The organism is Streptococcus sp. oral taxon 061 (assembly GCF_964211575.1).
Lineage (GTDB): Bacteria > Bacillota > Bacilli > Lactobacillales > Streptococcaceae > Streptococcus.
Genome location: NZ_CAXOQQ010000007.1, coordinates 84,153 through 105,270, shown reverse-complemented (window position 1 = coordinate 105,270; position 21,118 = coordinate 84,153). Strand labels below are relative to the sequence as shown.

Here is a 21,118-nt window from a genome sequence, read left to right as displayed (position 1 = left end):
TTTGATTTTTACACTCCACTCTCTGAGCAATAGTGAATTTTATTTTCTATTACAATTATTCTGTTGTATCTAAGAAACCAACATACTTACGTTTCAATAGATAACCTTCCAATTGTTTAATTCCTTCGATACCTGTAGAGATAATGATTAGCAAACTTGTTCCCCCAAAAGCGACAACTTCTGAAAGACCAAATAAATCTTTAGCTACAATAGGTAGGATAGAAATCACACCTAGGAAGATTGATCCGACTGTTGCGAGACGACGAAGAAGTTTTGACATATATTCTTCTGTCCCTTTACCAGGACGGACACCATGGATATAAGCTCCACTCTTTTGTAAATTTTCTGCCGCTTTCTCTGGGTTGATCTGTACAAATGTATAGAAGAATGTAAAGAGAATAATCAACAGAGCATACAAAGCAACACCTGTTGGGGTTGAAGTTGATACCAACTCTTGAGCTGTTTTTACCCATTCCCAATTAAGGCCAGACGCACTTACAAATTGTAAAATTGCTGCCGGTGCTGCTGTAATAGAGCTAGCAAAGATAACTGGGATAACCCCAGCAGGGTTAATCTTCAATGGAAGATAGGAGCTTGACGGCGCACCTTGAGCTACCTTTGTATACTGAATTGGAATCTTGTATTTAGCTTGTTCAACGTAAGTTGTAAAGTATACAATTAACAAAACAGCAATGATTAAGATGGCAACGAAAATAAGAGACGATGTCAAACGACTGCTTGGTACATTGACAAAGTAATCCACATAGATGCCTTTAATCATATCAGGAATTGAAGCAACAATCCCTGCAAAGATGATCATGGAAACACCATTCCCGTATCCCTTATCTGTGATTTGCTCTCCCAACCAGGTCACAATCATGCTTCCTGCTGTTAAGATTCCTCCAATCACAAGGAAAACTTGCGGTGTAAGTGGTACAGTCAAAAGTTTAGCTCCAGACAGAGCGTTAAAACCAGCAGTAATCCCGACTGATTGAACAAATGCAAGCACTAGTGCAATATATCGAGTTGCTTGGTTTAACTTTCTACGACCAACTTCCCCTTGTTTGCCCCACTCCACAAACTTTGGTAATAAATCCATTTGCAAGAGTTGGACGACGATTGAGGCTGTAATGTAAGGGCTAACTCCAAGAGCAAAAACTGAGAAGTTTTTCATGGCATTCCCTGACACCAAGCTCAACATGTTCAAGAAGGATAGTCCACTCAAAGCGTTCAAGCTATTTGCATTTACCCACGGCACAGTGATACTAGTACCGATACGAAAAACAAATACGATAAAAATTGTAAATAAAATCTTTGATCGAACCTGCTTAACTTTGAGTGCTTCTCTCAATAATTTAAAAAACATAGGTCACCTCACTTAGATGACTTCAACTGAACCACCTTTAGCAGTGATAGCTTCTTCAGCTGATTTAGAGAATTTAGCTGCTTTAACAGTCAATTTCTTAGTCAACTCACCGTTACCAAGAATCTTGATACCTGATTTTTCAGCTTTAACAATTCCTGCTTCGATAAGAACAACTGGAGTTACTTCTGCACCATCTTCAAAGATGTTCAATTGGTCAAGGTTAACAATTGCGTATTCTTTAGCGTTGATGTTAGTGAATCCACGTTTTGGAAGACGACGGAACAATGGAGTTTGTCCACCTTCAAAACCAAGGCGTACTCCGCCACCGCTACGAGCTTTTTGACCTTTTTGACCACGACCAGATGTTTTACCGTTACCTGATGAAGTACCACGACCAACACGGTTACGAGTTTTACGAGAACCTTCTGCAGGTTTCAATTCATGAAGTTTCATTATATATTTTCTCCTCTTTTGTAAAATGCTAGCGCCGATAAAGAAGAAAAGGTTGTCTCCTTTATCAACTCGCCTATACTGAGTCATCTTAGATGACTATATCTAGTTTTAGGGGATGGTCTTATGCACATCCCCTAAAATTTTATTAGTTTACTTCTTCAACTGTTACCAAGTGAGATACTGCAGTGATCATACCACGGATAGCAGCGTTATCTTCTTTAATAACAGAGCTGTTCAATTTGCCAAGTCCAAGTGCTACAACAGTTTTACGTTGTGATGGAATGCGTCCGATTGGAGACTTAGTCAAAGTAATTTTAATTTGAGCCATTTTATCCCCTTTCTTATGCCAAATCAGAAACTGAAATACCACGAAGGGCAGCAACTTCTTCAGCGCGTTTCAATTGTTTCAAACCTTCAACAGTTGCGCGAACAATGTTGATTGGAGTGTTAGAGCCAAGTGATTTAGATGTAATATCTGCCACACCTGCCAATTCCACAACGGCACGAACTGCACCACCTGCGGCAACTCCAGAACCTTCTACAGCTGGTTTCAACAATACTTTAGCTCCACCGAATTCTGAAAGAACTTCATGTGGGATTGTTGTTCCAACCATAGGAACTTCGATCAAGTTTTTCTTAGCATCTTCTACTGCTTTGCGGATTGCTTCTGGAACTTCTTGAGCTTTACCAGTACCAAATCCTACACGACCATTGCGGTCACCGACAACTACAAGAGCTGCGAAACGAAGACGACGTCCACCTTTAACAACTTTTGTAACACGGTTAACAGCAACTACGCGTTCTTCAAGTTCTACTGCATTGTCTTTAAATGCCATTTTCTAGTGTCCTCCTATTAGAATTTCAATCCGTTTTCACGAGCTGCATCAGCCAAAGCTTTCACACGTCCGTGATATAGATATCCACCGCGGTCGAACACCACTTCTGAAATACCTTTAGCACTTGCACGTTCTGCAACGAGTTTACCGACAGCAACGGCTTGTTCAGTTTTAGTTCCTTTTGAAACTTCTTTGTCAAGAGTTGAAGCACTTGCGAGCGTTACACCCGCTACGTCATCAATCACTTGAGCGTAGATGCCTGTATTAGAACGGAATACGTTCAAACGTGGGCGATCAGCAGTTCCAGAGAGTTTTCCGCGAACGCGACGGTGGCGTTTTTGGCGGAGTTTGTTTTTATCTGGTTTAGAAATCACAGTTTTCACCTCTTTAATTTTAAATCGTGTGCTATGCACAAAGTTGGTAATGAGGTTGGTGGTTGAAAATCAACCACTCAACATTATTTACCAGTTTTACCTTCTTTAAGACGAACATATTCGCCAACGTAACGGATACCTTTACCTTTGTATGGTTCTGGTGAACGAAGGCTACGTACGTAAGCAGCTGTTTGACCAACTACTTCTTTTGAAATTCCGCTGATAACGATAGTCGTTGGGTTTGGAAGTTCAAAAGTAATTCCTGCTGGAGCTTCAACTTCGTCTGGATGTGATTTACCAACAGCCAAAACAAGTTTGTTTCCTTGGAGTTGAGCACGGTAACCAACCCCACGCATTTCAAGTTCTTTCTTGAATCCTTCTGAAACACCAACAACCATGTTGTTCAAAAGGGCACGAGTAGTTCCGTGGATAGTTTTCATTTCTTTTGAATCGTTTGGACGGTGAAGAGTTACTTCAGTACCTTCCACACGGATTTCAATATCTTTTGAGAACTCACGAGTAAGTTCTCCTTTAGGTCCTTTTACAGTTACAACGTTGTCATTGTTAGTGAGTTCAACACCAGCAGGCAACACGATAACTTTATTACCAATACGTGACATGTTTTTATTCTCCTGTTAAATTGTCAGGCCATGACGGCCAGTTTTCACGGGGTTTAAATCTTTTTGATTTAAGAGTTAATGTTTAGGTCTCAATTTCTAAGTGAATCGAGGCATCGCCTCGCAGGCATAACTTTGGGTTAGCCAAGAGACGATAACGAAGAGTCACAACGAAATTGGGAGCTAAATATTACCAAACGTAAGCGATAACCTCTCCACCAACGTTCTTTTGGCGAGCTTCTTTATCAGTAAGCAAACCTTCTGAAGTTGAAAGGATAGCAATTCCAAGACCGTTAAGTACTTTTGGAAGATCTTCACGTTTTTTGTAGACACGAAGTCCTGGTTTAGAAACACGTTTCAAGTTAGTGATAACTCGTTCACCGTTTGCTCCGTATTTAAGGAATACACGGATGATGCCTTGTTTGTCATCTTCGATGATTTCTACGTTCTTAACAAAACCTTCGCGTTTAAGGATTTCAGCAATCCCTTTTTTGATGTTTGATGCAGGTACTTCAAGTACTTCGTGTTTTGCTTGGTTAGCGTTACGAATACGAGTTAGGAAGTCTGCGATTGGGTCAGTCATAACCATTTATTTTTCTCCTCTTACTAGTAGTTTGCAAGTTGCACTTGCTAGTTAATGATTGAGCTGTGCTCAGATAGTATTGACACATTCAAACAAGATAATCTCATTTGAACACGAGCTACAACCTGGGCAAAAAAGATAGATTTGTCTTGGAACATTGCTCCTACACCAAATCTCCTATTTTTGCTGGGGTTATTACGCTCTTTGTATCATGTTATTACCAAGATGCTTTTGTTACACCAGGGATTTGACCTTTATATGCCAATTCACGGAAGCAAACACGGCAAAGTTTAAACTTGCGGTAAACTGAGTGTGGACGTCCACAACGTTCACAGCGAGTGTATGCTTGAGTAGAGAACTTCGCTGGGCGTTTGTTCTTAGCAATCATAGATTTTTTAGCCATTAGTTATACCTCCTATATTATTTTGCAAAAGGCATTCCAAGGCCTGTAAGCAATGCACGTGACTCTTCGTCAGTGTTAGCAGTAGTTACGATAACGATGTCAAGACCACGAGTTTTGTCAACGTCATCAAAGTTGATTTCTGGGAAGATCAATTGCTCTTTCACACCAAGTGTGTAGTTTCCGCGTCCGTCAAATGATTTTGTTGGAACACCGTGGAAGTCACGTACACGTGGAAGTGATACTGAAACCAATTTATCCAAGAATTCGTACATACGTTCACCACGAAGGGTAACTTTTGCACCGATCGCAACACCTTCACGAAGACGGAAGCCGGCGATAGATTTTTTAGCTTTAGTGATAAGTGGTTTTTGACCTGAGATAAGTGCTAATTCTTCAGCAGCTTTTTCAAGGCTTTTAGCGTTTGATACAGCTTCACCAACACCCATGTTCAAAACGATCTTATCCACTTTAGGAACAGCCATCACTGATGAGTAGTTAAATTGTTCTGTCAAAGCAGGAACTACTTCATTAAGATATTTTTCTTTTAAACGATTTGCCATTATACTTCTCCTTTCCTTCGTGATTAATCAAGCACTTCGCCTGATTTTTTGTTGTAGCGAACTTTTTTACCGTCTACAAATTTGTAACCAACACGACCAGCTACACCATTTTTGTCCAAAACTTGAACGTTTGATACGTGGATAGCTGCTTCCTTCTCGATGATACCACCTTGAGGAAGTTCGTTAGTTGGACGTTGGTGTTTCTTAACGATGTTAACACCTTCAACGATAACTTTGTTTACTTTTGGAAGGGCAGTAAGGACAACAGCTTCTGTTCCCTTATCTTTACCAGCGATTACGCGAACTTTGTCGCCTTTTTTTACAAACATTTTTTTCTCCTTTTATTCTTACGCCCAATGGGCACCCTGGCTAGGCCAGGGGACTGTGTTTGTTTTTTATTGATTAAAGTACTTCTGGAGCAAGTGACACGATCTTCATGAAGCCACCTTCACGCAATTCACGTGCAACTGGGCCAAAGATACGTGTTCCGCGAGGAGTTTTGTCGTCACGGATGATAACTGCTGCGTTTTCGTCAAATTTGATGTATGAACCATCAGCACGACGAGCACCTGATTTAGTACGAACGATAACTGCTTTAACAACGTCACCTTTTTTAACCGCACCACCAGGAGTAGCTTGTTTTACAGATGCCACAATAACATCACCGATGTTCGCAAATTTACGTTTAGAACCACCAAGAACTTTGATAGTCAAGATTTCGCGTGCACCGCTGTTGTCTGCGACTTTCAAACGAGTTTCTGTTTGAATCATTTCAGTTTTCTCCTTTCAGGCTTGATTAGATGATTACCGCTTCTTCAACAACTTCTACAAGACGGAAACGTTTTGTAGCTGAAAGCGGGCGAGTTTCCATGATACGTACGATATCGCCTTCTTTGGCAACATTGTTTTCATCATGTGCTTTGTATTTTTTAGAGTAGTTAATACGTTTACCATAGACTGGGTGGTTACGTTTTGTTTCAACTACAACTGTGATTGTCTTGTCCATTTTGTCAGATACAACACGTCCAACAAGAACTTTACGATTATTGCGTTCCATTGAAATTTCTCCTTCCCTAGTCTATTATTTCGCTTCAGATTGAACTGTTTTAATACGAGCGATTTGTTTTTTAACTTCTTTCAAGCGAGCTGTTTGTTCTAATTGACCAGTAGCAGCTTGGAAACGAAGTTCGAACAATTCTTTTTTCAATTCGTTTTCGCGCTTCGCGAGTTCTTCTTGAGAAAGACCACGAAGTTCTTTAACAAATTCTTTTACTTCATTAAGTTTCATGCCTTCTCCTTATTCTGCTTCACGTTTTACGAATTTACATTTAACTGGCAATTTGTGGCTTGCAAGACGAAGCGCTTCGCGAGCGATCTCTTCAGATACACCAGCAACTTCAAACATTACTTTACCACGTTTAACTGGTGCTACCCAACCTTCAGGTGCCCCTTTACCAGATCCCATACGAACCCCGATAGCTTTAGCTGTGTATGATTTGTGTGGGAAGATTTTAATCCAAACTTTACCACCACGTTTCATGTAACGAGTCATGGCGATACGAGCAGCCTCGATTTGGCGGTTAGTGATCCAGTGGCTAGTTGTAGCTTGAAGACCGTATTCACCGAATGCTACTTCTTTCCCACCTTTAGCTTCACCGCGCATTTTACCACGGAATTCACGACGGTGTTTAACACGTTTAGGTACTAACATTGGTTATTTACCTCCTTTAGTGTTTTTACGAGCTGGAAGAACTTCACCACGGTAGATCCATACTTTAACACCAAGTTTACCGTATGTAGTATCTGCTTCTTCCCAAGCGTAATCGATATCTGCGCGAAGTGTGTGAAGCGGAACTGTTCCTTCAGAGTATCCTTCAGCACGGGCAATATCTGCACCGTTCAAACGACCTGATACTTGAGTTTTAATTCCTTTAGCTCCAGCACGCATAGCACGTTGGATTGCTTGTTTTTGTGCACGACGGAAAGCAACACGTTGCTCCAATTGACGAGCAATTCCTTCACCAACAAGGTGAGCATCCAAATCAGGTTGTTTGATTTCGATGATGTTGATGTGTACTTGTTTTCCAGTCAATTTGTTAAGTTTTGCACGGAGTGCATCAACGTTAGCACCACCTTTACCGATAACCATACCTGGTTTAGCAGTGTGAAGTGAAACGTTAACTTTGTTTACTGCGCGTTCGATTTCAATAGTTGAAACTGCTGCGTCAGCAAGTTCTTTTTGAACGAATTTACGGATTGCAAGATCTTCATGAAGGTAATCCGCGTATTCTTTTTCAGCATACCATTTGGCATCCCAATCACGGATGATGCCGACACGCATACCAATTGGATGTACTTTTTGACCCACGATTTTACCTCCTTATTTTTCTGCAACAGCTACAGTGATATGAGCTGTACGTTTGTTGATTGGTGAAGCTGAACCTTTCGCACGTGGACGGAAACGTTTCATAGTTGGTCCTTCGTTTGCGAATGCTTCAGATACTACCAAGTTAGCTTTATCCAAACCAAAGTTGTTTTCAGCGTTAGCTACAGCTGAGTTCAAAACTTTCAAGATGATTTCAGCAGCTTTGTTTGGAGTGAATGTCAAAATTGCGATTGCATCGGCTACGCTTTTACCACGGATGTTGTCAAGAACAAGACGTGATTTACGAGGTGAAACACGTACTGTGCGAGCCATTGCTTTAGCTGAAGTAATTTCTGCCATTTATGTTCTCCTTATTTTCTACGTGTCTTCTTGTCGTCTGCGGCGTGACCTTTGTAAGTACGAGTTGGTGCAAATTCACCAAGCTTGTGACCTACCATGTCTTCTTGGATGTAAACAGGTACGTGTTTACGTCCATCATAAACTGCGATAGTGTAACCAATGAAACTTGGGAAGATCGTTGAACGACGTGACCAAGTTTTGATAACTTTTTTCTTTTCGTCGTTAGCTTGAGCTTCAACTTTTTTCATCAAATGCTCATCGACGAAAGGTCCTTTTTTAAGACTGCGTCCCATTTTTATATTTTCTCCTTTAAATATAGTACCACAGCGGCTTGCGCTCTCAACGAGCGCTACCGAGCTGGCGGATTATCTAGCGCTTAAGCGACTAGTTTTAAATTATTTCTCGTTGCGACGACGAACGATAAGTTTGTCAGATTTCGCTTTCTTGTTACGAGTTTTAAGACCAAGAGCAGGTTTGCCCCATGGAGTTGATGGTGCTTTACGACCAACTGGTGCTTTACCTTCACCACCACCGTGTGGGTGATCGTTAGGGTTCATTACAGAACCACGAACTGTTGGGCGGATACCTTTCCAACGGCTACGTCCTGCTTTACCAAGGTTTACAAGTCCATGTTGTTCGTTTCCAACAACACCAACTGTAGCACGACAAGTTCCAAGAATCATACGAACTTCACCTGATTGAAGACGAACAAGAACGTATTTGCCTTCTTGACCCAATACTTGAGCAGAAGCTCCAGCAGCACGCACCAATTCTCCACCACGACCTGGTTTCAATTCGATGTTGTGGATCAAAGTACCAACTGGGATGTTAGCAAGTGGAAGAGCGTTTCCGACTTTGATATCTGCTTCTGGACCTGAAACGATACGTTGACCTACTTCAAGACCTTTTGGAGCGATGATGTATGCTTTCACACCGTCAGTGTAGTGTACAAGAGCGATGTTTGCAGAACGGTTTGGATCGTACTCGATAGTTTTAACAACTGCTTCAACGTTGTCTTTGTTACGTTTAAAGTCAACCAAACGGTAGAAACGTTTGTGTCCACCACCTTGGTGACGAACTGTGATACGACCGTTGTTGTTACGACCAGCCTTGCTCTTCAATGCAACAAGCAATGATTTTTCAGGAGTGCTTGTTGTGATTTCAGCGAAATCCAAAGAAGTCATATTACGGCGACCGTTTGTTGTTGGTTTATAAACACGAATTCCCACGATATTTCCTCCTTAGATTATTCAGCTTCAGCTGCAAACAACTCGATTGCTTTTGAATCAGCTGTAAGAGTGATGATAGCTTTTTTAGTTTTGTTAGTAAAACCAGTGTAACGTCCAACACGTTTAGCTTTAGGTTTTACGTTGATTGTGTTAACATTTGCAACTTTAACACCTTCGAAAGCAGCTTCAACAGCTTGCTTGATCAAAAGTTTGTGTGCACGAGTGTCAACTTCAAATACATATTTCCCTGCTTCAAGTTGAGCCATTGAGCTTTCAGTGATAACAGGTTTTTTGATAACATCATACAAATTCATTATGCAAGAACCTCCTCGATTTTAGAGATAGCTGCTTGAGTAACAAGAAGTTTGTCACTATTTGCGATGTCAAGAACACTTGCAGTTGTAGCAGTCGCAACTTTCACGTTTGGAAGGTTACGAGCTGAGAGAGCTGCGAATTCGTTTCCTTCTTCAAGAATAACAAGGACTTTAGAATCGATGCTCAAAGCTGCAAGAACTTTTGCAAATTCAGCAGTTTTTGGAGCTGTAAATTCAAGAGAATCAACGGCTACAAATTTGTTTTCAGCAACTTTCTCTGAGTAAACAGATTTAAGCGCAAGGCGACGAACTTTTTGAGGAAGTTTGTACGCATAGCTACGTGGAGTTGGTCCGAAGACGATTCCACCACCACGCCATTGTGGAGAGCGGATAGAACCTTGACGAGCACGTCCAGTTCCTTTTTGACGCCATGGTTTGCGTCCGCCACCTGAAACAGCTGAGCGGTTTTTAACTGCGTGAGTTCCTTGACGAAGGCTAGCACGTTGGCTGACGATCACATCAAACACAACAGATTGGTTTGGTTCGATACCAAAGATTGCATCGTTAAGAACAACTTCGCCCGCTTGTTTACCAGTTTGGTCGAATAATGTTACATTTGCCATTTTGACTGTATTCCCCTTTCCTTATTATTTACCAGCTTTAACTGCTGACTTGATAGTGATAAGAGATTTCTTAGCACCTGGTACGTTACCTTTGATAAGGATAACGTTCTTTTCTGGAACAACTTGTACAACTTCAAGGTTTTGAATAGTTACACGATCGCCACCCATGCGTCCTGCAAGGTTTTTACCTTTGAATACGCGGTTAGGTGCAACAGGTCCCATAGAACCTGGACGACGGTGGTAACGAGAACCGTGAGCCATAGGTCCACGTGATTGTCCGTGGCGTTTGATAACACCTTGGAAACCTTTACCTTTAGATGTACCAGTTACATCAACAATGTCTCCAGCTGCGAAAGTTTCAACTGTGATTTCAGCACCAACTTCCAAGCCTTCAACGTTTTTGAATTCACGAATGAAGCGCTTAGGAGCCGTGTTAGCTTTTGCTACATGTCCTTTAGCAGGTTTGTTGCTCAATACTTCGCGTTTGTCATCGAAACCAACTTGGATAGCGTTGTAACCATCTGTTTCAACAGTTTTAACTTGAAGAACAACGTTTGGAGTTGCTTCGATAACTGTTACAGGGATCAATTCGCCAGCTTCAGTGAAGATTTGAGTCATTCCCACTTTTTTCCCTAAGATTCCTTTTGTCATGAGAAAATAGTTCCTTTTCTATATTTTTTATTCAAAAAGTTTTTAACGAGCGTTTTTTATGCTCAAGGTTTCAAACTTTAGATTAAAGTTTGATTTCTACGTTTACACCACTTGGAAGATCCAATTTCATCAAAGCGTCAACTGTTTTTTGAGTTGGGTTGATGATGTCGATCAAACGTTTGTGTGTACGCATTTCGAATTGTTCGCGAGAATCTTTATATTTGTGAGTCGCACGAATAATTGTGTAGAGGCTACGTTCAGTTGGAAGCGGGATTGGACCTGCAACTTCTGCACCTGTGCGAGTAGCTGATTCTACGATTTTAGCAGCCGCTGTGTCAAGCGTACGGTGTTCGTAAGCTTTCAAACGGATACGGATTTTTTTGTTTGCCATCTTTTTCTCCTTTTCGTCTATTTAAGATAATAGGCTAGCTCCACAAGAAAACCGACGCGCGTTGCGTGGCAATGCAACCGAGCGTGTCGCAACCTCTTGCATCAAAGCTAAGGCTGTAATTTACAGCACCATAATAGAATAACACAAAGCCCCTGCGATTGCAAGGGATTTGACAGGATTTTTTTAATTTTTCGAATGAAACTGTTTTCTTATCGCTCCTTATTTCAAAAAAGCATAAATGAAAAGCAAATTTTTATTTTTTCTTCTATATAATATTCATAATATTCGTTTTGATCTGAAATTTATCATTTGATTGATTTATCAAGATATCCGCTTTTGACTCGGTTTCTTTATAGTATTGCAGATACTGTTCTCGTCTCATTTTCTGACTAGCCAATATAACGGATGCATCGCCATTTCTCACAGTTGTATCTCGAGCTAGACGCCTCTTTAATTCTGTCTCTTCATTCGTGTAGAAACAAACAGTTTTATCGAAGAGTTCCTCTGGTAGGAAACCTACAGACATCCCTTCGACTATCAGAATTGGTTTAGAACCAGACAAGATTTCACTAGCTTTCCAAGGTTCTTCGATTGTCAAGACATCCATACCCGCCTGTAAGGCTAGGATGTCTCTCTGCAAACTTGCCAGTTCATGCGCCACTGGCAGACAGGCTGTCACCTTTTGATCAGGTGCTTGCTTTGGTACTACCAGGTGACGTTCTGAGGTGATATAGGGATCTGTTTCTAGCAAATTTACTGTAGTAGAATCTAGGGCTTGGTATAATTCCTGAGCAAAAGTTGATTTCCCTGAAGCTCCATGACCGTAAATGCCCAGCGTTTTTACTTTTCCAGACTCTATTTCTGATACTAGTCTTTCTATTAAGTCTTTTTTCTTCATTCTCTCCTCACCTGTTCATAGCTTTGCTTCCCATCATTAAGCTTGTCCCAAATAACTACTTTTCCACTTTGCAGAGATTTTTGTACATCGATAATTCGTTGATTGGAAGAGCCACGGAATTGAAGCATGAGATTGCGCTTGCTTTTATCATAGCGTCCATCGACCAGGATATCAATCAGCGACAAGAGTTCCAGTTTATCAGGTGTCTCCAACATCATCTCTTCCCATGTGTATCCCGTCCAAGACCAGATGTCTTTTTCTGGTAACTCTTTTCGAATACGTTTGACTAGCGGTAAGAGGATGCCTGTATTTAGGAAGGGTTCTCCTCCTAGTAATGTTAATCCTTGAACATAGTGCTGGGCTAGGTCTGCCATGATTTGTTCTTCTAACTCTGGTGTATACGGAATCCCGGCATTAAATGACCAGGTCGCTACATTGTAACAGCCCTTACAGCGAAACATGCAGCCTGCTACGTAAAGGGAGTTGCGCACTCCCTCTCCATCGACAAAGTTAAAAGCCTTATAGTCAATGATGCGCCCCTGACTGAGTTCTTCACTTTTCCACTCGCCTGGTTTTGGTGTATTCCATGTCATGCTTTCTACTCCAAGTCTATCCAATAGCGCTCCGTTCTGTTTCGAACATCCTCATAAACACCACCGTTAGCTAAAATAACAGCTCGGCTGGCAGGATTTTCTGTGCTACAAGTTACCAGTGCTCGTTTAATATTCTTTCCCTTAGCAACTTGCAAACCTTGTCGGAGGGATTCTTTGGCGTAGCCTTTCCCCCTTTCAGAGGGACGGATGGAGTAGCCAATATGACCAGCATAATTCAGCAAGCCCTCATTCAGTCTTAATCGCAGATTCAAAAATCCTAAAGCACGACCTACATCATCAAATGATACAAATTGAATAGATAGAACACGATTTTCAGGCAAATTTATTCCCATTTCTTTTTGCATATTTGTCTCCAACCACTCTTCGTAAACAAAATTCTCAGTATCCCAAAATCCGCCATCGTGGGCTGATTGGCTTTTTTCAAACTCTGCCATCATCTCTAAAACTGTTTCTTTATCTGCTAATCTTGGTCTGCGTAGTTCCATATTCCCCTCCCCGCTATAAGAAAAGCGAGAGGCAACTCTCACTTTTTCTTATTTTTGTTTAAAAACTGTTCTCTAAGGCTAGCTACTCTGTCTTTTTTATTGACTCCACCCTTTGAATGTTTTTCGTGGAATCGTTGAACCAAGGCCTTGCCTTTATCATCTAATTGATATTTTCCCATGCTATTTCTTTCTAATTTCTTACTTCATGTCCTGCTATTTTAATAGTAGAACCGTTCATGTGTTTGACACGCGCAGCAATTTCCTTGTGGCGTCCATTAACCATCGGACGTGCTTGAGGATTCCCTAAATAACCACAAGTTCGTTTAACCACATCTACTGTTTTAGGATCATTATTTCCACAGTTAGGACAAGCAAATCCTCTCTCTGTCGGTTCAAAATCTCCTTCAAAATCACACTTGTAGCAACGGTCAATCGGAGTATTGGTTCCGAGATAACCTACACGGTCATAAGCATAATCCCAAACAGCTTCCAAAGCCTTTGGATTTTGTTGGAGAACTGGGTACTCGCAGTAGTGGATAAAGCCACCAGATGCACCCGCTTCTGGGTAGACTTTCTCAAAGTCCAATTTTTCAAAAGGTGTTGGATTTTTGCGGACATCATAATGGAAGGAATTTGTGTAGTATTCTTTATCAGTAATATCTGGAATAGAGCCGAATTTCTCCGTATCCAAGCGACAGAAGCGGTCTGTCAAACTTTCAGACGGTGTTGAATAGATAGAGAAATGGTAACCATATTGGTCAGACCATTCTTCTACTCGACGTTTCATATCGCGAATAATATCAAGGGTGAACTCTTTGGCTTCTGGATTATTTTCCCAATGATTACCAAAGAAGACTGTCGCTACCTCGTACAAGCCAATATAACCCAGAGAAATAGTCGCACGACGATTCTTAAAGAGTTGATCAACACTTTCTTCTTTTCCAAGACGACGTCCGAAGGCTCCATATTGATAAAGAATTGGTGCATTAGCTGGTGTAGCTTCCTTGGTTCTTTCCACACGGTAAACCAAGGCATCTTCCGCGATGTTCATGCGCTCGTTGAAGATTTCCCAGAACTTGTTCATGTCTCCTTCGGACTCAAGAGCGATACGAGGAAGATTGACCGTTACGACTCCTAGGTTCATACGGCCCGAATTGACTTCTACTCCATTTTCATCCTTCCATCCTTGAAGGAATGAACGGCATCCCATCGGAACTTTGAAAGAACCTGTCAACTCGACAATCTTATCATAAGACAAGACATCCGGGTACATGCGCTTAGTTGCACACTCAAGAGCCAACTGCTTGATGTCGTAGTTAGGTGAGCCTTCCTCTAAGTTAAGACCTCTTTTAAGAGTAAAGATGAGTTTAGGGAAGATGGCTGTACGGTGTTCTGAACCAAGCCCCTTGATACGAATGTTCAGGATTGCCTTTTGAATTTCACGTTCAAAACGACTGGTTCCTAGACCGAAACCAAGAGAGGTAAATGGCGTTTGCCCATTTGATGTAAAGAGGGTATTAATCTCGTACTCTAGAGATTGCATGGCATCGTAGATGTCTTTTTGGGTTTTCTTCCAGGCATATTCTTGGCGCTTGTCAGGCAAAACCCATTCCTCCGCATCCTTGAGGTGCTTTTGGTAATTTTTCTCTGCATAAGGAGCCAAAACTTCATCAATACGGTCTGCTGAACAGCCTCCATACTGACTTGATGCAACATTGGCGATGATTTGTGAAATCTGTGCTGTCGCAGTTTGGATAGACTTGGGACTCTCTACCTCAGCATTTCCAATCTTAAAACCATTTTCCAACATGCCCTTGAAATCAATCAAACAGCAGTTGGTCATAGGGGTATAGGGACTGTAGTCCAAATCATGATAGTGGATATCCCCTTTTTGATGGGCATTAGCCACATGTTTAGGAAGCATTTTAAGTCCGATGGATTTCCCAACAATCCCTGCCGTCAAATCACGCTGGGTATTAAAAACATCACTATCCTTATTGGCATTTTCATTGACAACCGCCTGATCTTTATTGAGAAGTTTATGAATACTAAAGTTGATATCTGTCGCTTTTGAGCGCTCAAAATCCCTTTGAGTCCGATAGGTGATATACTCCTCAGCCAAGGCGTATTCTTTTGCTTCCAACAACTCGTGTTCTACGATATTTTGGATTTCATAGATTTTTACACCTTGTGGGAAACGGCTATGAATCTCATCAACGATACGTTCAACTAGGGTACTAAGTCGTTTTTCAACCAAAGGGGTTACATCCATAACCTTTTCAGCAGCCTTATGAAGCGCTTTGTCAATCTTGTCTACATCAAAAATTACACGTCTGCCGTCACGTTTTTCGACGAATAAAGTCGGATCAGGGACAGCCTTCTCTTCCAATACAATCATATCCATACCCTTTTCTTAAATATAATATTGATTCTAAAAAGTATTATATCACTAAAAAAATAAAAATCAATATCTTGTGTCAAAAAATAAATTTTTTTTAAAATTACACAAGATATTGATAGTTTTTATTTTAATTTATAGAGTTTAAAATCTTTGAATTCACTTTGAACCGCTTGATAATTTTCAGCTAAAAGCTGCTCAACTTCTGTCCATAGACTTGTTTTTGTATTCACTACAATCATCTTTGGTTGATTATCTCTCAGATCATTAACAAGTTTGGTACGATTTTCACCAAGTCCTGTATGCAATCTAGGCGAAAGCAACTGACTCGCAGCTAAACGTTCACTAGCCTTATAACTACTTGTCAGATTGTCCCAAACATAGATACGATCTGTAGCTTGCGTTTCCCCTTTGACCTTAGTTTCGATGGCTGTACGTTCTTGATATTGTTCTGCATGAAGTAAATATCGTGATACTACAGGTGCTAAGAATAGGTAAGCAAGAGCTAAAATTGGTAGATAGACATTTCCTTTTACAAAAGCTCCCCACACCGAAGTTTCTTCTCTAGATCGTCTACGGCGATTCGCTCCTTCTGGATTCTCTGTAGGAATTCGTGTCAGCAAAAGAAGCGACAAAAAAGGAAGGAACTCAATCATACGACTACCATTGATAAGATCTGTAGAAAAAATCTCTAAAATTAGTACCAAAATGACAGCTATTGAAGCAGAGATTGATAAGACTGACTGTTTCAATGGTTTAGATTGGAAGAGACCTGTAAATGCTAGCGTCAATGCTCCAAGAGCAATTGCTAACAATCCATAAAAGAGGATATTGTCGAGTAATCCCGAGTTAGACGTAAAGTTTAAACTATCTAATGGATAAAGGATTTGACTAATGGCATTTCCAAAGCTGCCTTTATAAGCTGTGTAGTATCCAATTGGATAAAAGAAGATTGAAAAACCAAGGCCCGCTGCAAAAAATTGATAGAGACCATGATTCAACTTATTGCGACCAACATTAAAAGCTGTTAGAGCAAAAAACAAAACAAAGGCGTACAAAGCTGTGACCAAGGGCGCAAAGAAAAATGCTAGAGCCAAGCTAGCTCCAATCCGGATAAATCCTTTGTCATGACTTGGTTCTGCCAAATAAGATGTTACTAAACTTAAGGCATAGAACAAGAATGGGAGTGCTAGAATAGTTGCATAGCCTCCACCAAAACTAAGAGCACTAGCCAGGACATAAAAGACCGTCAACATTTGTTGCGATTGCTTGTTTTGTTCCGTCAGATTGTAAGCCGAACGGAAAAGAAAGAATCCAGCACCTACTAAAGCCAACCAATTAAAAACAGCAAATAAAATACTGCCCTTGGTTAAATACTGTAAAAAGTAATAGAGGAGACCACTAGTTCCAAAATAATCTGTGTAGACATCTCCGCTCTGATGCATAGCCCATCCAATATAAAAATCCTGAGACTGCTCCGGACTTATTAACCCTAAGAAGAAGGGTAAAATTACGGACACAAGGACCACTAGAGTACTCAAAAAGAGGATATTCAAAAATGGTAAGCGGGCAGGCTGACGAGTTTCAACCTCGAGTTGCTCCTCATTTTCTACTGGAGCATCCTGACTTCCCATCCAAGTTGGAGTTGGTTCGTCTTCTAATCTGCCATATACGTTCATTCGCTCTCTCCTATATTTTAATTTGTTCTAGTATATCAAAAAGTCTAGTTCTTGTCAGCCTTTGGCGGACGTTCGCTCAACTTTTCAGACAAGGTAACAAAGCGTTCAATCTCATAAAAACGATGATATGAAACTCTTTTATAGCGGTCTAAAAAATTTTTTTCTTCTACTGTTAGCATAGTCATTTCTCCTTTTCTCTTAATTCGAAAAATGAAGAAAAAACTAAAAAAGCTGAATCCCTCAATAGAGAATTCAGCTTTTTATTTTTAGTCAGCTTTCTTTTCTAAGTTTTTAGAAATGCTTCGATTTTTACCTTCTAAATACACCATAAGAATAGAAATATCTGCTGGGTTTACACCTGAAATACGGCTAGCTTGGCCGATGGTTTCTGGATTGATGAGTTTGAACTTCTGACGAGCTTCTGTCGCGATAGAGTCAATATCATCCCAGTCAATATTCGCTGGAATCCGTTTTTCTTCCATGCGTTTCATCTTGGCAACCTGATCCATGGCTTTTGAGATATAGCCTTCGTACTTGATTTCTGTTTCAATCAATTCGATAATCTTGTCATCTAACTCTTCAGCAGCAGGTCCAATGAAGGCCACCACATCTTGGTAAGACACTTCTGGGCGACGAAGGAATTCCTTGGCTGTCACCGCATCTGTCAATGGCTTGAAGCCCATCTCCTCAACCTTAGCATTTGTTTCCTTGACTGGCTTGAGTTTGATACTGTCTAAACGCTTCATTTCATTTTCAAATTGATTTTTCTTGATTTCAAAACGAGCCCAACGTTCATCATCCACAAGGCCAATCTCGCGCCCCATCTCAGTCAAACGCATATCGGCATTGTCATGACGAAGAATGAGGCGGTATTCAGCACGACTGGTCAAAAGACGGTAAGGTTCAATGGTCCCCTTAGTTACCAAGTCATCAATCATCACTCCGATATAACCGTCACTGCGCTTCAAAATTAACTCAGGCTTACCTTGGATTTTCAGCGCTGCGTTGATCCCCGCGATAATCCCTTGACCAGCAGCTTCTTCATATCCAGACGTTCCATTTGTCTGACCAGCAGTGAAAAGTCCTGAGATTTTCTTGGTTTCAAGCGTTGCACGCAACTGATGAGGCAAGACCATGTCGTACTCGATAGCATAACCAGTTCGCATCATCTCTGCATTTTCCAAACCTTTGATAGAATGAACCAAGTCACGTTGGACATCCTCAGGAAGACTGGTTGAAAGTCCTTGGACATAAACTTCTTCTGTGTTTCGTCCTTCTGGCTCAAGGAAGAGTTGGTGACGTTCCTTGTCTGCAAAGCGCACAATCTTGTCCTCAATCGACGGACAGTAACGAGGCCCTACTCCCTTAACTACACCTGTAAACATAGGCGCACGGTGGAGGTTATTTTGGATAATCTCATGGCTGGTACCATTGGTATAGGTCAACCAGCATGGCACTTGGTCTTTGACATAATCTTCATCACGTGAAGTGTAAGAGAAGTGATTTGGTGTTTCATCTCCTGGCTGAATCTCTGTCACATCATAGTTGATAGAGGAAGCCTTGACACGTGGAGGCGTTCCTGTCTTGAAACGACCGATTTCAAGTCCAAGTTCCTTGAGATTATCAGCTAGGTTAATAGAAGCCAGACTGTGGTTTGGACCTGATGAATACTTGAGATCTCCGATGATGATTTCCCCACGAAGGGCTGTCCCTGTAGTCACGATAACAGCCTTGGCAGCATACTCTTGATGGGTAGCTGTACGAACACCGACAACCTTACCATCTTCCACCAAAATCTCATCAATCATGGTTTGACGAAGGGTTAGATTTTCTTGATTTTCAACCGTCTTGCGCATTTCCTTAGAGTAAAGTTCCTTATCAGCCTGCGCACGAAGGGCACGGACAGCTGGCCCCTTCCCAGTGTTGAGCATCTTCATCTGGATGTAACTCTTGTCAATGGTCTTAGCCATTTCGCCACCAAGGGCATCTACCTCACGCACAACAATCCCCTTGGCAGAACCACCAATAGACGGATTACATGGCATGAAAGCCAACATTTCAATGTTGATAGTCGCAAGCAAGACCTTGCAACCCATACGGCTCGCAGCTAGGGAAGCTTCGACCCCAGCATGTCCCGCACCGATTACAATAATATCGTATTCTTCCGTAAAATTATAAGTCATTTTCTCTCCTATTCTTCAAGATGAATGTGTCTTAGTTGGCCGTCCCAATCTGGCAGGGCTGTTTTTAAAAAGGCTGGAACTAGTTGGAAATCCTCAAGCTTGTCCAAGTCAATCCACTCACAGGGTTGCCTTTTCTCATCTTCCTGCATGGTCAATGGGGCATCCCCAAGTAAGTCTACCAGATAATGAAACTCGATATTGTGATAGGAAACACCGTCCTGTTCAAAACGATTTTCAACCACAAAAGCTAGTGGCCCAGCTTGAGCTTTGACACCCAGTTCTTCCCTCACTTCACGGACTACCGCATCTTCCGTGCTTTCATTGACTTGGATCGCACCGCCAATAGTATAATACTTGCCCTTGTCTTGGGTGACTAGAAGTTTGCGATTTTGAAGAATCAAGGCTGTCGCTCGAACGCCAAAAACCGTATTTCCCACTTTTGTCCGAAAGTCTTGCTGAGTCATTCTTGTCCTTTCCCTTTAAACGACACAAAAACAGTCAAAACTCGTAAGAAGTGCAGGACAAAAAGACCTGCAACATCCATGAGCTTTGACCATCATTTCTATTGCTGTTATTATTGTAGCAAATTGAGAACATTTGTCAATCTAAATGTACTGACAAACCTTGCCGTCACGGTAGGCATTGTCAATCAAACCACCACCGAGACATTCTTCGCCGTCATAAAAAACAACTGCCTGTCCCGGTGTAATCGCACGTTGTGGTTCCGCAAAGATGACTTCTGCCTTGTCTCCTTTGACATGGACGGTCACCTTCGAGTCAGGCTGACGATAGCGGAATTTAGCCGTGCATTCGAGCGTAAATTCCTCTGGCATATCACGAGTAAAGTGGACCTGACTGGCTTCTAAGCTAGTTGACATAAGCGAGTCATGGTAGAATCCTTGGCCTACATAGAGAATATTCTGACTTAGGTCTTTTCCAACAACAAACCAAGGAGCATTGTCACCACCGTGTTGGCCACCGATACCAAGTCCGCCACGCTGACCGATCGTATAGTACATTAGACCAGCATGCTCGCCCATATCGCGACCATCCACAGTCATCATTCGACCAGGCTGAGCTGGTAAGTAGTTGCTGAGAAATTCTTTAAAGTTCTTTTCTCCGATAAAGCAAATCCCTGTTGAATCTTTCTTCTTAGCAGTCGCAAGGCCTGCTTCTTCTGCTAGTTTGCGAACTTCAGGCTTTTCCAAATGTCCCAGTGGGAACATGGTCTTTTGTAATTGTTCTTGCGAAAGTTGGCTGAGGAAATAGGTCTGGTCTTTGCCATTGTCCACGCCACGAAGCATGTGAACGATACCATCCTCATCACGCGCCACTCGGGCATAGTGCCCAGTCGCTACATAGTCTGCTCCCAAGGTCATGGCATAGTCCAAAAAGGCCTTAAACTTGATTTCCTTGTTACACATAACGTCTGGATTTGGCGTGCGTCCTGCACGGTATTCCGCTAGGAAGTACTCAAAAACGCGGTCCCAGTACTCTTTTTCAAAATTGACAGAGTAGTAAGGAATGCCAAGTTGGTCTGCCACTGCAGCCACATCCTTGTAATCTTCGGTCGCCGTACAGAAGCCGTTTTCATCTGTGTCATCCCAGTTCTTCATGAAGATACCGATCACATCGTAGCCCTGCTCCTTGAGAAGAAGAGCCGTCACCGACGAATCAACACCACCACTCATCCCCACGACAACACGTGTTTTAGAGTTATCACTCATGGTAGTTCT

General features: G+C 41.6%; 32 protein-coding genes. All 32 read right to left on the bottom strand.

Going from position 1 to position 21,118, the window contains the following annotated elements; translation table 11 throughout:
* Nucleotides 1-55 precede the first annotated feature (55 nt).
* Nucleotides 56-1,366 (bottom strand): preprotein translocase subunit SecY, encoded by a 1,311-nt coding sequence (gene secY / locus AB8E63_RS06705; RefSeq protein WP_214262802.1) that lies wholly within the window; start codon nt 1,364-1,366, stop codon nt 56-58.
* Nucleotides 1,367-1,378: 12 nt separating this feature from the next.
* Nucleotides 1,379-1,819: a 50S ribosomal protein L15 gene (gene rplO / locus AB8E63_RS06700; protein ID WP_195183501.1), complete on the bottom strand. Its 441-nt coding sequence runs from the start codon at nt 1,817-1,819 to the stop codon at nt 1,379-1,381.
* Nucleotides 1,820-1,964: 145 nt separating this feature from the next.
* On the bottom strand, nt 1,965-2,147 hold the full coding sequence (gene rpmD, locus AB8E63_RS06695) for a 50S ribosomal protein L30 (RefSeq protein ID WP_000057241.1): 183 nt from the start codon (nt 2,145-2,147) through the stop codon (nt 1,965-1,967).
* A gap of 13 nt (nt 2,148-2,160) precedes the next feature.
* Nucleotides 2,161-2,655, bottom strand: a complete 495-nt coding sequence (gene rpsE, locus AB8E63_RS06690; protein WP_004251100.1) for a 30S ribosomal protein S5 — start codon at nt 2,653-2,655, stop codon at nt 2,161-2,163.
* Nucleotides 2,656-2,672: 17 nt separating this feature from the next.
* Entirely contained in the window at nt 2,673-3,029 is a 357-nt protein-coding gene (gene rplR / locus AB8E63_RS06685) for a 50S ribosomal protein L18 (RefSeq protein WP_004251098.1), read from the bottom strand.
* A gap of 83 nt (nt 3,030-3,112) precedes the next feature.
* On the bottom strand, nt 3,113-3,649 hold the full coding sequence (rplF, locus tag AB8E63_RS06680) for a 50S ribosomal protein L6 (protein WP_368910478.1): 537 nt from the start codon (nt 3,647-3,649) through the stop codon (nt 3,113-3,115).
* Nucleotides 3,650-3,836: 187 nt separating this feature from the next.
* On the bottom strand, nt 3,837-4,235 hold the full coding sequence (rpsH, locus tag AB8E63_RS06675) for a 30S ribosomal protein S8 (RefSeq protein ID WP_004251095.1): 399 nt from the start codon (nt 4,233-4,235) through the stop codon (nt 3,837-3,839).
* Nucleotides 4,236-4,446: 211 nt separating this feature from the next.
* Nucleotides 4,447-4,632: a type Z 30S ribosomal protein S14 gene (locus tag AB8E63_RS06670; protein ID WP_001085699.1), complete on the bottom strand. Its 186-nt coding sequence runs from the start codon at nt 4,630-4,632 to the stop codon at nt 4,447-4,449.
* Between the two features lie 17 nt (nt 4,633-4,649).
* Nucleotides 4,650-5,192 carry a 50S ribosomal protein L5 gene (rplE, locus tag AB8E63_RS06665; protein ID WP_000013542.1) on the bottom strand — a complete coding sequence of 181 codons (543 nt, stop codon included), beginning with the start codon at nt 5,190-5,192 and terminating at the stop codon, nt 4,650-4,652.
* Nucleotides 5,193-5,215: 23 nt separating this feature from the next.
* On the bottom strand, nt 5,216-5,521 hold the full coding sequence (rplX, locus tag AB8E63_RS06660) for a 50S ribosomal protein L24 (protein ID WP_000497691.1): 306 nt from the start codon (nt 5,519-5,521) through the stop codon (nt 5,216-5,218).
* Nucleotides 5,522-5,594: 73 nt separating this feature from the next.
* On the bottom strand, nt 5,595-5,963 hold the full coding sequence (gene rplN, locus AB8E63_RS06655; protein ID WP_000616547.1) for a 50S ribosomal protein L14: 369 nt from the start codon (nt 5,961-5,963) through the stop codon (nt 5,595-5,597).
* Between the two features lie 25 nt (nt 5,964-5,988).
* On the bottom strand, nt 5,989-6,249 hold the full coding sequence (gene rpsQ, locus AB8E63_RS06650) for a 30S ribosomal protein S17 (protein WP_000440801.1): 261 nt from the start codon (nt 6,247-6,249) through the stop codon (nt 5,989-5,991).
* 24 nt (nt 6,250-6,273) lie between these two features.
* Nucleotides 6,274-6,480, bottom strand: a complete 207-nt coding sequence (rpmC, locus tag AB8E63_RS06645; protein ID WP_000772918.1) for a 50S ribosomal protein L29 — start codon at nt 6,478-6,480, stop codon at nt 6,274-6,276.
* Between the two features lie 9 nt (nt 6,481-6,489).
* The gene (gene rplP, locus AB8E63_RS06640; RefSeq protein ID WP_000960948.1) at nt 6,490-6,903 is read right to left on the bottom strand and encodes a 50S ribosomal protein L16; all 414 of its coding nucleotides are present in this window, start codon (nt 6,901-6,903) and stop codon (nt 6,490-6,492) included.
* 3 nt (nt 6,904-6,906) lie between these two features.
* Nucleotides 6,907-7,560, bottom strand: a complete 654-nt coding sequence (gene rpsC / locus AB8E63_RS06635) for a 30S ribosomal protein S3 (RefSeq protein WP_000529936.1) — start codon at nt 7,558-7,560, stop codon at nt 6,907-6,909.
* A 12-nt stretch (nt 7,561-7,572) separates the two neighbouring features.
* The gene (gene rplV, locus AB8E63_RS06630) at nt 7,573-7,917 is read right to left on the bottom strand and encodes a 50S ribosomal protein L22 (protein ID WP_000818137.1); all 345 of its coding nucleotides are present in this window, start codon (nt 7,915-7,917) and stop codon (nt 7,573-7,575) included.
* Nucleotides 7,918-7,928: 11 nt separating this feature from the next.
* Complete coding sequence (gene rpsS, locus AB8E63_RS06625; RefSeq protein WP_000533766.1) at nt 7,929-8,210, bottom strand: 30S ribosomal protein S19; 282 nt, start codon at nt 8,208-8,210, stop codon at nt 7,929-7,931.
* A gap of 102 nt (nt 8,211-8,312) precedes the next feature.
* Nucleotides 8,313-9,146: a 50S ribosomal protein L2 gene (gene rplB / locus AB8E63_RS06620; protein ID WP_000512910.1), complete on the bottom strand. Its 834-nt coding sequence runs from the start codon at nt 9,144-9,146 to the stop codon at nt 8,313-8,315.
* Between the two features lie 17 nt (nt 9,147-9,163).
* A complete protein-coding gene (locus AB8E63_RS06615; protein WP_001055347.1) occupies nt 9,164-9,460 on the bottom strand; it encodes a 50S ribosomal protein L23 in 297 nt (98 codons plus the stop codon).
* On the bottom strand, nt 9,460-10,083 hold the full coding sequence (gene rplD, locus AB8E63_RS06610) for a 50S ribosomal protein L4 (protein WP_368910477.1): 624 nt from the start codon (nt 10,081-10,083) through the stop codon (nt 9,460-9,462). The genes AB8E63_RS06615 and rplD overlap by 1 nt, the downstream gene beginning before the upstream one ends.
* A 24-nt stretch (nt 10,084-10,107) precedes the next feature.
* Nucleotides 10,108-10,734: a 50S ribosomal protein L3 gene (rplC, locus tag AB8E63_RS06605; protein WP_004251088.1), complete on the bottom strand. Its 627-nt coding sequence runs from the start codon at nt 10,732-10,734 to the stop codon at nt 10,108-10,110.
* A gap of 82 nt (nt 10,735-10,816) precedes the next feature.
* On the bottom strand, nt 10,817-11,125 hold the full coding sequence (rpsJ, locus tag AB8E63_RS06600; protein WP_001284511.1) for a 30S ribosomal protein S10: 309 nt from the start codon (nt 11,123-11,125) through the stop codon (nt 10,817-10,819).
* Nucleotides 11,126-11,390: 265 nt separating this feature from the next.
* Entirely contained in the window at nt 11,391-12,023 is a 633-nt protein-coding gene (locus AB8E63_RS06595) for a uridine kinase (protein ID WP_368910476.1), read from the bottom strand.
* On the bottom strand, nt 12,020-12,616 hold the full coding sequence (gene nrdG / locus AB8E63_RS06590) for an anaerobic ribonucleoside-triphosphate reductase activating protein (protein WP_368910475.1): 597 nt from the start codon (nt 12,614-12,616) through the stop codon (nt 12,020-12,022). Before nrdG ends, AB8E63_RS06595 begins: the two co-directional genes overlap by 4 nt.
* A gap of 5 nt (nt 12,617-12,621) precedes the next feature.
* Entirely contained in the window at nt 12,622-13,122 is a 501-nt protein-coding gene (locus tag AB8E63_RS06585) for a GNAT family N-acetyltransferase (RefSeq protein ID WP_368910474.1), read from the bottom strand.
* A gap of 38 nt (nt 13,123-13,160) precedes the next feature.
* Complete coding sequence (locus tag AB8E63_RS06580; RefSeq protein ID WP_000521611.1) at nt 13,161-13,301, bottom strand: hypothetical protein; 141 nt, start codon at nt 13,299-13,301, stop codon at nt 13,161-13,163.
* Between the two features lie 11 nt (nt 13,302-13,312).
* Nucleotides 13,313-15,520, bottom strand: a complete 2,208-nt coding sequence (nrdD, locus tag AB8E63_RS06575) for an anaerobic ribonucleoside-triphosphate reductase (RefSeq protein ID WP_368910493.1) — start codon at nt 15,518-15,520, stop codon at nt 13,313-13,315.
* Between the two features lie 125 nt (nt 15,521-15,645).
* Complete coding sequence (locus AB8E63_RS06570) at nt 15,646-17,199, bottom strand: damage-inducible protein CinA (RefSeq protein ID WP_368910473.1); 1,554 nt, start codon at nt 17,197-17,199, stop codon at nt 15,646-15,648.
* A 44-nt stretch (nt 17,200-17,243) separates the two neighbouring features.
* Entirely contained in the window at nt 17,244-17,378 is a 135-nt protein-coding gene (locus AB8E63_RS06565) for a hypothetical protein (RefSeq protein ID WP_024054483.1), read from the bottom strand.
* A gap of 87 nt (nt 17,379-17,465) precedes the next feature.
* On the bottom strand, nt 17,466-19,382 hold the full coding sequence (gene mnmG, locus AB8E63_RS06560; protein ID WP_263394150.1) for a tRNA uridine-5-carboxymethylaminomethyl(34) synthesis enzyme MnmG: 1,917 nt from the start codon (nt 19,380-19,382) through the stop codon (nt 17,466-17,468).
* Nucleotides 19,383-19,390: 8 nt separating this feature from the next.
* A complete protein-coding gene (locus tag AB8E63_RS06555; protein ID WP_368910472.1) occupies nt 19,391-19,846 on the bottom strand; it encodes an NUDIX hydrolase in 456 nt (151 codons plus the stop codon).
* Nucleotides 19,847-19,987: 141 nt separating this feature from the next.
* Complete coding sequence (mnmA, locus tag AB8E63_RS06550; RefSeq protein ID WP_368910471.1) at nt 19,988-21,109, bottom strand: tRNA 2-thiouridine(34) synthase MnmA; 1,122 nt, start codon at nt 21,107-21,109, stop codon at nt 19,988-19,990.
* Nucleotides 21,110-21,118: the final 9 nt, after the last annotated feature.